Annotated in this window: 14 protein-coding genes; 8 read left to right on the top strand and 6 right to left on the bottom strand. The window is 63.3% G+C overall.

From position 1 onward, the window contains the following. Positions 1-18: 18 nt before the first annotated feature. Positions 19-678, bottom strand: a complete 660-nt coding sequence (locus V1279_RS21055; RefSeq protein ID WP_334439645.1) for a response regulator transcription factor — start codon at positions 676-678, stop codon at positions 19-21. Positions 679-770: 92 nt separating this feature from the next. Then, positions 771-2,153, bottom strand: a complete 1,383-nt coding sequence (locus V1279_RS21050) for a histidine kinase (protein ID WP_334439642.1) — start codon at positions 2,151-2,153, stop codon at positions 771-773. A 211-nt stretch (positions 2,154-2,364) separates the two neighbouring features. On the opposite strand from V1279_RS21050, the gene V1279_RS21045 reads away from it, so the two are divergent. From V1279_RS21045 to V1279_RS21030, 4 genes are all read left to right on the top strand, one after another. Further along, the gene (locus V1279_RS21045) at positions 2,365-3,129 is read left to right on the top strand and encodes a MotA/TolQ/ExbB proton channel family protein (protein WP_334439640.1); all 765 of its coding nucleotides are present in this window, start codon (positions 2,365-2,367) and stop codon (positions 3,127-3,129) included. Next, entirely contained in the window at positions 3,126-3,800 is a 675-nt protein-coding gene (locus tag V1279_RS21040; RefSeq protein ID WP_334439637.1) for a hypothetical protein, read from the top strand. Before V1279_RS21045 ends, V1279_RS21040 begins: the two co-directional genes overlap by 4 nt. Next, entirely contained in the window at positions 3,793-4,401 is a 609-nt protein-coding gene (locus tag V1279_RS21035; protein WP_334439634.1) for a hypothetical protein, read from the top strand. The genes V1279_RS21040 and V1279_RS21035 overlap by 8 nt, the downstream gene beginning before the upstream one ends. Positions 4,402-4,747: 346 nt before the next feature. Beyond that, positions 4,748-5,344 carry a TetR family transcriptional regulator gene (locus V1279_RS21030; RefSeq protein ID WP_334439631.1) on the top strand — a complete coding sequence of 199 codons (597 nt, stop codon included), beginning with the start codon at positions 4,748-4,750 and terminating at the stop codon, positions 5,342-5,344. 116 nt (positions 5,345-5,460) lie between these two features. On the opposite strand, the gene V1279_RS21025 is transcribed toward V1279_RS21030, so the two are convergent. After that, positions 5,461-5,847, bottom strand: a complete 387-nt coding sequence (locus tag V1279_RS21025; protein WP_334446501.1) for a hypothetical protein — start codon at positions 5,845-5,847, stop codon at positions 5,461-5,463. Positions 5,848-6,050: 203 nt separating this feature from the next. Beyond that, positions 6,051-6,752 (bottom strand): ribulose-phosphate 3-epimerase, encoded by a 702-nt coding sequence (gene rpe / locus V1279_RS21020; protein WP_334439628.1) that lies wholly within the window; start codon positions 6,750-6,752, stop codon positions 6,051-6,053. Between the two features lie 254 nt (positions 6,753-7,006). Here rpe and V1279_RS21015 point away from each other — a divergent pair, with 254 nt between their 5' ends. Continuing rightward, positions 7,007-7,759 (top strand): EF-hand domain-containing protein, encoded by a 753-nt coding sequence (locus V1279_RS21015; RefSeq protein WP_334439625.1) that lies wholly within the window; start codon positions 7,007-7,009, stop codon positions 7,757-7,759. A gap of 35 nt (positions 7,760-7,794) precedes the next feature. On the opposite strand, the gene V1279_RS21010 is transcribed toward V1279_RS21015, so the two are convergent. Then, the gene (locus tag V1279_RS21010; RefSeq protein ID WP_334439621.1) at positions 7,795-8,790 is read right to left on the bottom strand and encodes a P1 family peptidase; all 996 of its coding nucleotides are present in this window, start codon (positions 8,788-8,790) and stop codon (positions 7,795-7,797) included. 165 nt (positions 8,791-8,955) lie between these two features. Here V1279_RS21010 and V1279_RS21005 point away from each other — a divergent pair, with 165 nt between their 5' ends. From V1279_RS21005 to V1279_RS20995, 3 genes are read left to right on the top strand one after another with little or no spacing between them, the layout of a single operon-like run. Then, the gene (locus tag V1279_RS21005) at positions 8,956-9,498 is read left to right on the top strand and encodes a MarR family winged helix-turn-helix transcriptional regulator (RefSeq protein ID WP_334439618.1); all 543 of its coding nucleotides are present in this window, start codon (positions 8,956-8,958) and stop codon (positions 9,496-9,498) included. Positions 9,499-9,515: 17 nt separating this feature from the next. Beyond that, positions 9,516-10,475, top strand: a complete 960-nt coding sequence (locus V1279_RS21000; protein WP_334439615.1) for a Bug family tripartite tricarboxylate transporter substrate binding protein — start codon at positions 9,516-9,518, stop codon at positions 10,473-10,475. Positions 10,476-10,491: 16 nt separating this feature from the next. Next, positions 10,492-11,505, top strand: a complete 1,014-nt coding sequence (locus V1279_RS20995; RefSeq protein ID WP_334439613.1) for a methyltransferase — start codon at positions 10,492-10,494, stop codon at positions 11,503-11,505. A gap of 34 nt (positions 11,506-11,539) precedes the next feature. On the opposite strand, the gene V1279_RS20990 is transcribed toward V1279_RS20995, so the two are convergent. Next, positions 11,540-14,323: a PAS domain S-box protein gene (locus V1279_RS20990; protein ID WP_334439610.1), complete on the bottom strand. Its 2,784-nt coding sequence runs from the start codon at positions 14,321-14,323 to the stop codon at positions 11,540-11,542. Between the last annotated feature and the right edge of the window lie 223 nt (positions 14,324-14,546).

The raw sequence follows: 14,546 nt of genomic DNA, 5'->3' as shown, positions 1-14,546 counted from the left end.
AAACCGCTTGGGCCGCCGCTAAAGGCTGGCCAGCCCGCACTCAACGGCCAGGCGGACAAGCTGCGCGTCGGTTCGCATGCCGGTCTTGGTCTTGATCAGATAGTGATAGTTTTGAACGGTCTTGATGCTGAGATTGAGGTTGGAGGCGATCTGCTCGGCCGTCGCGCCGGCCGCCAATTGCCTGAGGATCTCGATCTCCCTTTCCCCCAACTGGTCGAGCACCGATCCCGACGGGGTCAGGCTTTCCATCGCCAGAACGTGCGCGATGTCATCGCTCATCGCATGTTCACCGCGCGCCACGGCACGGATCGCCTTGATAAGCGCGGCCGGTTCGCTGCTCTTGGTGACATAGCCGCTCGCCCCCGCGCTGAAAGCGGCCTTCACCAGCGCGGCCTCGCTGTGCATGCTGAAGACCAGAATGCGTGAGCCGGAGTGCCTCAACCGGATGTTCCTGATAGCCTCGAGGCCGCTGGCTCCGGGCATCGATATGTCCATGACCACGATGTCGGGGGCATACGTCTTGAACGCGCGGTAAGCGTTGACAGCGTTGTCGGCCTCGGCGACCACGCGGAAGTCGCTTTGGTGCTCCAGTACGCGCCGGTAACCCTGCCGGACGACAGGATGGTCGTCGACCAGCAGGATCGAAATGCCCTTGGTCTGGGAAGCGGAAGCTGTCATCCGGGCACCATAGCGTTTCTGAGCGAAGCATGCCCTCGGACTTGATCCGGGGGCGGGTACCGGTCGCGTGAAGATGCGACAGACAAAGCGCGTCAAGCGGCGAGCGGAATCGTGGCGGCCACGCTGACGCCACCCGTTGCGCGGGCGATGGAAAGCGAGCCGCCAAGTGCGGCCACTCTCTCACGTATCCCGGTCAGGCCGAAGCCGGCGGATTGTGCCACCTTGGCCGCATCCCCGCCGCCGTCGTCCTCCACGCGGACCAGCAGCGCGTTTTCCGCCCCCGTCCGTCGCTCGATCCGGAGCACGATCTCGCGCGCTGCGCTGTGGCGCAACGAGTTGGTCAGGCATTCCTGGGCGACGCGGTAGGCTGTCGCGGCAACGACGCCGCGCACATCGGCGAGATCGCCCTGCAGGTCGAGCTGGATCATCGGTTGCGTCGCATTCTGTGATCGCCAGCTGTCGACGAGGCTGACGAGGCAGGCTTCCAGCCCGAGTTCCTCGGCGGGCGGATGGCGCAAGCGGTTCAGCGTATCCCGCAAGCAGGCCATGATGCGGAGGGTGGATTGCGAGATCATCCGCGCATCCTGCGCGACATCGCTGTTGGCCTGGCTCTTTTTCTGTTCCTGCGCGCTGGTCGCTTCGATCGTGCTGGCGAAGGCGAGAATGGCCGTGAGGTTCTGTCCGAACTCATCATGCAATTCGCGGGCAAGCGCCCGCCGCTCGTCGTTGCGGATTTCAAGCAGGCGCCGGGTCAGGACGGCTCGTTCTTCCGTCGCCTGTGCGAGGCGCTCTCCGAGATCGCCGACGGCTTGCCCGATCATGGCAAGCTCCATCGATCGGAAGCGCGGAAGCGGTGTCCGGTATTGGCCGTGCGCCATGCGCTGCAGTGCGGTAACGATCAACTGCGCCGGCGCGAGGGTATGCGCGATCGCGAGCGATGCGAAGAAGGCGATGGCCAGGGCCATCAGCAGCGCGACGTGGATGTTATCCACGATGTGTTGCCAGGCCAGCGATATCGCGGCGTCCGGATCGGCGATGGCCGAGATGGTGCCTGCGGTGACGTTACGCATGCTGATCGACCGGGCAACCGCCGCATGGGTGCCAAACAACGTCTGCACGGCCGCGGCGAACCAGAGTGGCGGCGACTTGCCGATCCCCTTGCTTTGGCCGCAGAGCGGATTCTCGAACGCGCCCGCCGGCTCGAACCGGACGCAAATTCCCGGCGAAATGAGCTTCATCGTCTCGATGGTGCGCCATTCGGACACTGGCACGAGATGTTCGCGCGCTCTGTTGCTGCGCAACAGCAACTCGCGCCAGTAGAGCGCTTCCAGCGCCTGGGAGACCCGTTCTGCGGATGCGGCCGTGGCTCGATCGACGCTGCGATAGGCGTCGATGGTTGCCCAGATGGTGGCCGCGCCCAGACACAAGGCGACGACGACGAGCAGGCGGGCGACGAGTTGAAGCACGAGGCGCATGCGATTACTCCACGGCTTGTCGATGACGGTAACAGCACCGCTATTTCGTTCCAATTGCAAGCCGGGTGGTGACGCGAGATTGGGAAATCTTCCCAACGAACGGCGGGCATATGTCTTTGGACCACGCCCGCGGCCTCTGATCTAACGAAAGGCGAGGGGCCTTTTTGCGGGCGGGCTTCGGAGCAGCAGCCCTCAAGGGAGCTAACGCAGCATGAGTGCCATTGGTGCCGAGACCGCATTATCAGGCACGGCCACGCCGGAACGAGGCGTCTTGCTGCTCTGGATGATCTTTACCGGGCTTTCGGTCTTTGCCGTCTTCCTGCTATGGCGGTACGGGCTGATCCATCTCATGGTCGACTCCGATCGCACCTATATTTCGAGCCTCATCGCCGTTCTCTACTTCATCACCTGCGGCCATTGCTTCTGGCGGACGCGGGCGATCGCGCGGGAAGGCGAGGTCGCAAGGGGCTGTCGCACCATGCTGTCGGCGCCGGACGGCGCGAAGGTGCTCGCCGCCGGTGCGCGCGGTCTGCCGGGCGGGCTGGTCACGGATCACATCCGCAGCCTGGTGACGAAGGCCAAAGCGCAAGCCGCCGGCCGCATCGACCAGACGCTGCTGCTCAGGACGCTGGCCGACCGGTTGCGCGGCTCCAACGGGTTTGGCGCATTCGTTTCCGACACGCTGATGAAGCTCGGGCTGCTCGGCACGATCGTCGGCTTCATCATCATGCTGGCGCCGATCGCGACCCTCGACGCGGCCGACAAGGCCGCCATGAAATCATCGATGGGCCTGATGAGCGACGGCATGGCGGTGGCCATGTACACGACGCTGGCGGGCCTGGTCGGCTCCATCCTCGTCCGCATTCAATACTACATGCTCGATGCCGCGACCCAGCGGGTGTTTTCCGATGCCGTCATGCTGACCGAGACGCACGTCACCCCGGTATTGGAAAGCCGTCCTGGAACGCCACCATGATGGATGACTTCGGTCTCTATCCGCGCGAGGAGGCGTTCGACCCGCTCGGCGTGATGCTGTTCAAGGCGCTGCAGGTGATCGCTTTCCTGTTCTTCCTTGCGTTGCTCGCGGTCTCGCCCGATGCAAAGGATGGCAAGATCGATTCCAAGGCCGAATTCCTCATCACGATGGACTGGCCGGACAATCATCCCGACGACTTCGATCTGTTCGTGCAGGACCCTGCCGGCAACATCGCCTGGTACCGCCGTCGCGAGGCCGGTTTCCTCACCCTCGACCGCGATGATCGCGGCGGCGCGAACGATTTCATCGTCGTCAACGGCAAGAAGATCCTGTCGCCGGTCCGGGAGGAAATCGTCACGGTGCGGGGCGTCGTCGCCGGCGAATACACCGTCAACGTCTCGCACTTTCAGGCCACCACCGGGCAGCCTGTCGCGGTGAGCGTGAAGGTTCAGAAACTCAATCCGGCCGCGCAGGTGATCTTCGACAACAAGCTGACGCTCGATCACTCTGGCCATGAGAAGACGGCGGTGCGCTTCTGGCTCGACGCTGCGGGCAAGGTGATCGACGTACAGCAGCGGCAGAAATCGCTGATGGAGACGTTCCGTAACGTCCGCGCGAATGGCGCGGATCTGGACCCGAAAACAGGCGTCAGGATGCCGCGCCGTGAGTAACCTGCAATCGGTCATCCTCACGCTGGCGATCAGCTACGCCCTGATCGGTGCGCTGTTGCTTCTCGTCCTGGTGTATGCACGCTTGCCCTGGTCGGCCAAGGCGGTCGCCGTGATCGTGACGAGCGGGTTCTATATTGCGAGCTTTGTCGGGGTGCGCGGACTATTGGGCTGGGCCAGCGTCGACAGGCTGCCCGCCACCTTCAAATTGCTGCAGGCCCGTATCGTCGAGCCCCATTCGCTGGAGGGCGATCCGGGCTCGATCTATCTCTGGGTCGAGACGCTCGACGACGGCAATCGGCCGAGCGGTGTCCCCCGGGCGTTCCGCATTCCCTACAGCGACAGCCTTGCGGAAAAGACCGACAAGGCGGCGGGCGAGATCGCCGCCGGCCGTCCGCAGGGCGGTCGCGCCGCCGACTTTGGCGATGGCGGCGGCAGCCTGCTCCAGGCTGCCCGCGAATACATCACGCCCGGCATGATCCTGGACACGTCGGGCGGCGACCCCTCGACCGGCGGGGGATTGGTCGCGGTCCCCCGCGAGGGCGATGGGGTATCGTTTACGCCGCTGCTTCCGCCCCGGATGCCGCCGAAGGACGAGCAATAGGCTTCCGAGGAGGGAGCGTTGGCCCCGACAATCACGGATTATTGACTAACAGATATTGAAATCTGTCAGCGAGACATGCTATATCCATTGCCGACGCCAAGACTGGGTGTCGCCCGGCTCGTAGGTCTGAGCCCGGGTACTTGCAAAGGACTACGCTAATGACTGCCCATCTCATTCATCTGACCGCCCAAATCCAGCGCTGGCTCAACCAGAGCGTCGCCCGTCATCTCGCCGCCCAGGCCGAGCGGCTGGAGCCGGTGGTGAAACATTAACCCGCCAAGGGGATTAGACGGAATTATAAGGGGGATTAGATGACCACCCGTCCCATCGTTTCGCAGGTGCGCGCATGAACGAAGTCGTGGTTCTGACCCCCGAACGGATTCTGGAGGTTACCGAGGATGTTCTGCGCCGCTACGGACTGGCCAAAGCAACCGTAGTGGATGTTGCCCGCGCCCTCGATGTCAGCCACGGCAGCGTCTATCGCCATTTCCCCAGCAAGGCCTCGCTGCGCGAGGCGGTGGCCAAGCGTTGGCTCGACCGTCTCAGCGCGCCGCTCTTGAAGGTCGCAGAAGCTTCCGGCCCGGCGCCCGCCCGGCTGGAGAAGTGGCTACGCACGATGTTTTCGATCAAGCACGAGCGGCTTGGCGACGATCCCGAGATGTTTGCGACCTACCTGACGCTGGCGCGCGAGGCCTGCAAGGCCGTGAATTGCCACAAGGACTGCCTGGTCGATCAGATCGCGCTTATCCTGTCCGACGGCGTGAAGCAGGGCGCGTTCGAGGTCGCCGATGTCAAGGTTTCGGCGCGCGCCATTTTCGACGCCACCAGCCGTTTCCACCATCCCGCCCATGCCGAGGAATGGAACGAGCCGGGTGCCCCGGCGCGGATCGACGCATTGCTGGCGCTACTGCTCAAGGGTTTGAAAGCGCCCCGCAAGCACTGACTTTCCTGCACGACTGATCAACGTTGCCCGCCGCGATCGTCGACGCGATGAATGCCGTGGCGCGGCCTTGGCCGGTGCAGGAAGGCGGCTAGCTCCGGATCAGGCAGCCCGTGCGCTCAGTCGAGGGTCTGGACAGGCGGCAGCGCTGTTTTGGCTGAACGCGGCGGGTTCGGCACGGGATAGCTGGTGGCGCGGCCGCTCCGGTCGGCTTGGCCGGCGGAATTGGATGCGGGGGCCACGGCTTCCGCCCTGGCGCCGCGCACGCCGTCCCTTGAAGACTGCCTGCGGTGCCGCGACGACGACCGCGAGCCTTCCAGTCCCCACGACCGCGATATCGAAGGCCCGGCCGTATAGCCGACGAAGGCTCCGGCGACGGCCCCGACTGGGCCCAGCACGACGGCGCCGGCCACCGCGCCCAGTGCAGCGTCGCCCGCGCGCTGCGCGAGCGCGGCGGAGGGGGCGAGTACCAGGAGCATGGCGGCTGTGGTGTAGGCCTTGATCATATTTCCGTCCCATCCGTGAAAGACGGGATGCTGTTCTGCCTTTATGGCGAGATGCGTGACGTTTTGTGGCCGCAGCATGGACTTTCAGGTTCCATGGCCAACTCCGCGTCTGATGTGGCTTTCCTGCCGGCTGCTAAGTGCGACGGCGCGCGCGCTCGAACTGCCACAGCAATGGCTCGGCGCGCGGGCGAGGCTTGTCCGCGTCAGACCGCTTCGCCGCGCGCCAGCGCCGCCGCGTGACGGATCGCGGAAATATTGGCCTTATAGGCCTCTGTTGTGCCGCCCTTGAATACTGCGGAGCCCGCCACAAACGCGTTGGCGCCTGCCGCGGCAAGCTGGCCGGAAACGTCAGGGCCGACGCCGCCATCGACCTCGATATCGATCGGGCGGCCCGCGGTCATCGCCCTGATGTCGCTGACCTTGCCGAGCGCCGATTTGATAAAAGCCTGGCCGCCGAAGCCCGGATTGACCGACATGACCAGCACCAGATCGATCAGGTCGATGACGTATTCGATCGCGCTCGCCGGCGTGCCGGGATTGAGCGAGACGCCGGCCTTCTTGCCGAGCGCGCGGATCGCCTGCAGCGAGCGATGCAGATGCGGCCCGGCCTCGGCATGGACGGTGATGTGATCGCAGCCGGCTTTTGCAAACGCCTCGAGATAGGGGTCGCAGGGCGAGATCATCAGATGGGCGTCGAAGATTTTCTTCGTATGCGGGCGCATCGCCTTGATGACATCGGGCCCGTAGGAAATGTTCGGCACGAAATGCCCGTCCATCACGTCGAGATGGATCCAGTCGGCACCCGCCGCGTCCACGGCGCGGACTTCTTCGCCCAGCTTGGCGAAATCCGCCGCCAGGATTGACGGCGCGATGACGAGGGGACGCGACGCAAATTGCTGAGACATGTGCGCTTTCCCAAAACTCTTAAGGGGCTGGATGGCTCCGCGTAACATGCAGGGCGGCCGGGGGCAATGCGACCGCCAAGCTGCCTGTGGGCAGGAAAAATCTGCCGGAGCGGGCAGCTATTGCCGGGTTTGCCAGACGGAATCGGATGCGGGAAAGCCTGGTTTTATTGGGTTTTTCATCATGGCATGGCGCTTGCTGAGGAACATGCGCGAGCTATCGGCCGCGACCGCCGCGGCGTTGTTGGAGTTTTGCCATGTTCCTTGCTTTGGGCGCTGCGTCCTCGGCTATCGATGCCCTCAAGGCGCTGACGTCGTCGAAGTCGTCGTCCGCGCCGACCACCGGCGTCAGCCAGAACTCTGCAAGTCCGTTCGCTCTGTTCTCCTCGAACACGTCGGCTTCGGTCGGTCCGGGATCCGGCACGCCTGGCGGCGGTTCGCAGATATCGCCGGAAACCATGAGCGCGCTGCTCGACGCCCAAAGCCAGTCCTCGGCAGGATCGACCACGGCATCCAAGAGCCGCCACAGTGCGCTGAAGGATTTGTTCGGGCAGATTGATGGCGACGGTGACGGCAAGATCACCAAATCGGAATTTGAAGAGGCGCTGGGCGCCGGCGGCACCAACCTCGCGCAGGCCGACAGCGTGTTCGGCAAGCTCGACAAGGATGGCGACGGCTCGGTCAGCCTCAATGAGCTGGCATCGGCGCTGAAGGGCGGCAAAAAAACTCACCATGATCACCATGCCGCCAGCGAGTCCGACGGATCGAATTCCGATCCGTTCTCGCAGGCCCTGCAGGGCGCTTCCAGCACGTCCGTCACCAACAGCGACGGTTCGGTGACGACGTCGCTCACTTATGCAGGCGGATCCAAGGTAACGATGACGTCGGCCGCCGGCAAAAGCTCATCCACATCAGCGGCATCGTCCTACAATTTCATCGAGCAGATGATCCAGCGTCAGGCCCAGGCAATTTCATCGGGCGCCACCGCATCGCTCTCGGTCAGCGCCTGAGCACGAGACCCGGCGAGATTCCTTCGGACTGCGACCTAACCGAAGCGATCGCTCCACGCCGGTAGCGCACCCAGAAAGGGTAGCGCGGTCGCACTATGGACACCGCGCGCAATTGCGCGGGCGACGGTGTTCGCGGCCACCATGCCGAGTTCGGTGAGGCCGAACAGCGGATCGATCGGCTTCTTGCCGGTCGCTGCGGCAAACACCACGTCGCCATCCAGCGGCGCATGCACCGGATAGATGGCGCGCGCCATACCGGTTTGCGCGATCATCGCGAGCCGCCTGGCCTGGGGCTTGGTCAGCACGGCATCGGTGACGACGGCCACCAGCGTGGTGTTCTCCGCAGGGCTTGCTGCCGGACCGCCCTTCAGGCGCGCCCGCAGCATATCAGGCGTGAACGAGGGCGGCATTCCGCGCCCGCCAAACTCAGTGCCCGTCTCGAACGGCGCCGCCCAGAACCATGGGCCGTCGCCTATGGTCACGCTGCCCACCGCATTGACCACCGCGAGCGCGCCGACGGTGACGCCGCCTTCGGTCTGTGCGGAAGCCGAGCCAAGGCCGCCCTTGAAATTGGCTGTTGTCGCGCCGAGGCCGGCGCCGACGCTGCCCAGCGCGAAATCCACGCCAGCCGCATTCGCCGCGGCATAGCCGAGGTCGCGGTAGGGCGGGAAACGTCCCCACGCCTTGTTGCCGCCGTTGAGCAGATCGAAACAGATCGCGCCCGGAACGATCGGGATCACCGCGTCGCGCACCCGGAAGCCACGTCCCCGTTCGGCGAGCCATGCCTGCACGCCGCCGGCGGCGTCCAGTCCGAGCGCCGAGCCGCCGGAAAGCGCGATGCCGTCGATCGCCTCGACGGTGCTTTCGGGGCTGAGCAGCGCGTCCTCGCGCGTGCCAGGGCCGCCGCCGCGCACGTCGATCGAGGCCACGGCAGGGGAGTCGAAAAGGATTGCGGTGACGCCGGAGGCGAGCGCCGCGTCGTGGGCGTGGCCGACGCTGACGCCGGATATGTCGGTGAGGAGATTTCTCAAAGAGCCGATCCGTCGGGCGCGTTGTTTCATTGGGAATACACCAGTCGCGAAAAACGTCGCGACTGTCCAGCACCATTCTAATCGCTCAGTTCGGCGTCCGGCTGCGTTGACAATGGAGTTACTCAAACATATGATGATCAAAATTATGACTATATATGGCGTGCCATGTCCGACACGGCTTCCGATAGCGATCTTCAAGCGGGCGGTTCGCTAATTCACATCGGCCGTGACGGCGTGCCGCTTCGCCGGGTCTTGGCGCCACTCACCCGAAGCCTTCAACAAATCTGCGCGTCAGTCATCGCTGAAGCCTTGGCCGAAGCCGGGTTGGTCCAGCTTGAATATGCCTTGCTGGTGTTCGTCAATGATGCGCCCGGCATCAGCCAGCAAACGCTCGCCGAGGCAATGGGGGTTGATCGCAACAATGTCGGTCTGATCGCCGGAAAACTCGAAGCGAGAGGGCTTCTCAGGCGAACAGTCAACGGGGACGATCGCCGCGCGCGTCAAGTCTATTTGACCCGAAAGGGAGAACGCCTGTGGCGGCAATGCCAGCCGGAAGTCTTTGCCGCCAACCAGCGCGTTCTGGCGCCGCTGAACGCATCGGAAAAAAAGCTGTTCATTGATATGCTTGTGCGGCTGGTGGAAGGAAACCGTGTCCATGCGCGGCCCGGTGCCGGACGACGCAAGCGAACTTCACGCAAGTCCATTTAGGCACGGGGGATAACGGCATGCATGCATTCCAGCGTTTTGCATATGCTCTGATTGCCATCGCGGTAACGTGGTCCCCGGTGGAGGCGCTCTCGCAGACCTGGCCACAGCGGACCGTCAAGATCGTCCTTCCGCTGCCGGCGGGGGGCGCCACCGATCTTGCCGCGCGCCTGTTCGCCGAACGCCTGTCCCAGCGATGGCGCCACGCTGTTGTCGTTGAGAACCGCCCGGGAGTGGACGGGCTCGCTGGTGTGGCGAGCTTCGTCAACTCGCGCGATGATCACGAACTTCTGTTTTCATTCGCTGGTCCAATTTCGATCAATCCGCTGATCTACGAAAAGCTGCCATACGATCCCGATCGCGATCTTGTTCCGATCGCCGCAGCCGCCGAAAATTTTTTCTGCATCGCGGTTTCGAGTTCGATGGGCGTGGACTCCTTGGGCTCATTTGTCGCGATGGCGCGAGACAATCCGGGTAAGTTCAACTGGGCAGCGACGGCGGGGCTGCCTCAGTACATCTTTTCAGCTTTCCAAAAATCTACCGGCCTCATGCTCACACAAGTGCCGTACCGGGACTTTGCGCCCGCGCTCCAGGACTTCGCCGAGGGGCGCATCCACGTCGTTGTTACCGCGCCATCATTCCTGCTGCCAGCGGTCGCCGCAGGTAAAGCCAGGCTTGTGATGGTTTCCAACCGACAGCGCTCCCCCTTGGCTCCGGAGGTACCGACCGCCGGGGAGTCCGGTTTTCCCGAGTTGACGTTTGAAGGTGTGGTCGGGTTTTACGGATGGCGGGATATGCCGACGCCGCTGCGCGATCAGATTGCAGAGGACATCAGGGCGGTAGGCGCGGATGCCGCCGTCGTCTCACGGCTGCGCAATGTCGGGGTCGAGGTTCGGGTCGGCACACCTGCGGAGTTTTCGTCGTCCATTGCGGAACAGAGAAAAAAAGTCCGGGACATCGTCGCACGTACGACCCGATAGAGAAAGGATGTGTACCATGGAAGCGACCAGCGCCGCCCCGGATCGCCTGGTGAAATTGGGCCTCGCCTTCAGGGATTCCAAGACGCTCCTGAGCGCAGTCGAACTTGGCGTCTTTACCGTGCTGGCCCAAGGGCCGCTTGAGTTGGAACCACTCGCCAAACAGTCGGGCGTCGATGCCCGCGGGGCGAGGGATTTCTTCGATGCTCTGGTCGCGCTTGGTTTACTCGAACGGGATGAATCTGGCCACTACAGCAACGCCGCGGACGCGAACCAGTATCTCGACCGCAACAAGCCTTTCTATATTGGCGGAGAGCTTGAATTGGCGAACGCACGGCAGTTTGGCCCCTGGAGCATGCTCACGGACGCGTTGCGCACCGGCAAGCCACAAAGTGGAGCGCGGGGCACGGAGAATTACCAGGCCTATTACGCCGACTCCGCCATTCTGGAGAACGTTGCCCGGGGCATGACCGGTGGATCACTGCGCGCCGCGCAGGCGATCGGGGCGCGTTTCCCGTGGCAGGAGTTTCGCACGCTGATCGATATCGGCACCGCGCAGGGATGCCTGCCGGTCCAGATTGCGTTGGCTCATCCGCACGTTACCGGCGGCGGTTTTGATCTTCCAGCCCTGAAACCTCTGTTCGATGCCTATGTGGAGCAACATGGTGTGGCGGACCGCTTGCGCTTCCATCCTGGAGATTTCTTCAACGATCCATTGCCCACAGCCGACGTTCTGGTGATGGGCCGCGTGCTCCATAATTGGGATCTCGCCACCAAGATGCTGCTGCTCAAGAAAGCGTTCGACGCACTTCCAGGCGGCGGCGTCCTTATCGTCTACGAACGCTTTATCGACGACGGCCGGCGATTCAGTACGGTGGGCCTGCTGGCCAGCCTGAACATGCTGGTCCTCACGGCCGGCGGCTTTGATTACAGTGCTGCAGACTGCAAGGGCTGGATGGCCGAAACCGGATTTCGGGATCTCCAGCTGTCGTCGCTGGCCGGTGACATTGGAATGATTGCCGGACGGAAGTGAGTGGGCACAGTCCGGTTTCGTTGTTGCAGTTTGCCTAACTGGCAAGCGCTAGCCGGATCATCCTGGCAAGCTCGGATTTGCGGTAGGGTTTGGCGAGCAGCAGCACGCCGGAATCCAGCCGGCCATGATGGACGATCGCGTTCTCGGTATAGCCCGAGGTAAACAGCGTTTTGAGGCCCGGCCGCCGCTTCAGCGCCTCGTCGACGAGCTGGCGGCCGTTCATGGGAGCCGGCATGATCACGTCGGTGAAAAGCAGGTCGATGGTGGGGACATGGTAGATGATCTGCAGGGCGTCGGAAGCGTTGGCGGCCTCCAGCGTGGTGTAGCCCAGGCTCTCGATCTGGGTCGTGACATAGCGCCGCACCAGCGCGTCGTCCTCGACGACGAGGATCGTTTCATTGCCGCCCTCGATATTCGCCGAGACCTGCGCTTCCGCTGCGGTCTGCTGCAATCCCGTCGCCCGTGGCAGGTAGAGCTTGACGGAGGTGCCGTGGCCTTCCTCGCTGTAGATCTTGACGTGTCCGCCCGACTGCTTGACGAAGCCGAACACCATGCTGAGGCCGAGGCCGGTGCCCCGGCCGACCTCCTTGGTCGTGAAAAAGGGTTCGAATACCCGTTCGAGCAGCGCGGGCGGGATTCCGGTGCCGGTGTCGCTGACCGCGATCATCACGTAATTGCCGGGCGTGACCTCGCTGTGCATGCCCGCGTAGCTTTCGTCGAGGAAGACGTTGCTGGTCTCGAGCGCGAGCTTGCCGCCGTTGGGCATGGCATCGCGCGCATTTATTGCCAGATTGAGAACGGCCGTCGTAAGCAGGTTAGGATCGACCAGCGCGGTCCATGCATCTTCCGCCAATAGCGGCGTGATTTCGATGTTTTCGCCAAGCGTCGGGTGCAGCAGCTTCGCCGACTCCAGCACCAGCGCGTTGACGTCGACTTCAATCGGCTGCAGCGGCTGCTTGCGGGCAAAGGCGAGGAGATGCTTGGTCAGGTTGGCGCCGCGCTCGGCGGCTTCGTCGATCAGCTTGGCGATGGCGGCGAGCTGGGGCTGATCGGCGACGGCTTCCTCCAGAATGCCGATGGTGCCGGTGATCACGGTCAGGATGTTGTTGAAGTCATGCGCGACGCCGCCCGTGAGCTGGCCGACCGCATCCATCTTCTGGGCATGATGCAATTGGGCTTCCGCAGCCTGCTTTTCGGTCAGGTCACGGCCGATGAAGAAGTGGCGGCGGACCGGCTCCGACCAATTTCCGGTCCAGTTCAGCGTGACCGCCTTGCCCTCCTTGTTGATATAACGCGTCTCGAAATTGCGCTTGCTTTGTCCCCGTCGCCCCGCCCGCATCTCCCTGCGGGTATGTTCGAGATCGTCGGGATGGATGAATTCGATCGCGCTGCGTCCGACCATGTCGGATGGCTGATAACCGAGAATGGCGGTCACGCTCGGGCTGACCTGGATGAAGTTGCCGGCGGAATCGGTGACGAAGATCAGGTCGTTCGAGGAATCGAATATGCGCCGCCGCTCCTCGATTTCCTGGTTGAGCGCTTGCTGCGTCCGCTTGCTTTCCGCGATGTCGCGCGCGGCTTTGGAGATGCCGACGATCTTGCCGGAGGCCAGGCGGATGGGAGAGATGCTCAGCGAAACGTCGACGGTGCTGCCATCCTTGCGCACGCGCGAAGTCTCGTAATGTTCAATCGGCTCGCCTCGGCGGATCCGTTCGACGACATTGCGTACCTCGTCGCGCCGCTCCGGCGGGACGATAACGTTGATGCTCCTGCCCAACGCTTCGGCCGCCGTGAAACCGAACAGACGTTCGGCGGCTCCGTTCCAGCCGGTAATGGTGCCGTCCAGCAATTTGGTGATGATGGCGTCGTTGGATGATTCCACGACCGCGCTGAATAGACTTTCGCGTTCGGTGCGGAGGTCCCTTTCCGAGGCGGCTTGCAGACGCAACGATCCGAGCAGGCGAGCCAGCTTGGCCTGCAGGCCGACATTGTCGATAAGCAGGATGGCGAGCACGAAACTGGCAGCGCATAGCCCGTATAGACGGCCGGCGTAAAAGCCGAGATCGAACCTCGCCGCGTTGACAACTCCCGACAACGCGATGTCGAACAGCCAGGCGCACATCACGACCATGAGCCAGATGTCGAGCACCGAGTGTGGCCGCCGGAACCACAGGATCAGCAGCGCCAAGAAGCTGAGAAACAGCTCGGTCGACAGGATTCCGATCAGAACGGAGGTGAAGTGCCCCTGTGCGCCGCTCAGAAGCGTGGGGAGCATGTCGTGCCCCGCGGTCACGATCCAGGTCGCGACCGACAGCGCAACACCGACGGCGACAACGCTGCCGAACAACGCCCGGCCCACCGACCCGCTGATTTTGGGGCCGCCATCCCTGTCCTTCAGCAATGCGTAGCCGATCACCAGAAGCGGAAATCCACTGTGCCAGATCTGGTAGAGCCAGGCTGTTGTTTGCGGGCCCGAATTGAGAAGTCCGGTCGGAGAGAACACGCCTGGGAAGGACAGGGCGTGGACGATGGCTGCGGCCGCGGTGAACAGGTAACCGCTCGCAAGCAACAACAGAGCCCGCGACCGAAGCAGGGCAAATTGCGAAAACAACAAAACGGCCGTGATCAGATCGTTAATGGCGAGCGCGGATTGATAACTCGCAATGAACGCCGGAACGGGCGTAAGCGGCACCGTGGCAAACGGCACGGCGCATGTAAACAGGACCGCCGAGATACCGACCACAACCAGCGCTGCGGTGCGATCGCCGCGGGTTGCCGGCATGGTCGAAAGAAAGATGATGTTGCGTTCGTCACCCATTGTCGTCTCCGGCCAAACTGGCAGCGACCACGCCATGGCAATAGCCTCGAAATGGCAATAGCCTCAAACGCTCGAAAACAACGCGCCGACGAAAGGACGTCCAGCCGATATTTGGATGCGCTGGAATCGCAGCCCCGAGGCTACGCTAGCGTCGCCTGCGCGGGAATCAACTCAAGGCTACATATTACCTGACGAAGCCTGGCGGGGAACTCGACAGGCGGGG

Origin of the sequence: Bradyrhizobium sp. AZCC 1610 (assembly GCF_036924515.1) — a bacterium.
GTDB lineage: Bacteria > Pseudomonadota > Alphaproteobacteria > Rhizobiales > Xanthobacteraceae > Bradyrhizobium.
The sequence above is the reverse complement of the archived record's forward strand: the minus strand, read 5'-3'. Positions and strand labels throughout refer to the sequence as shown.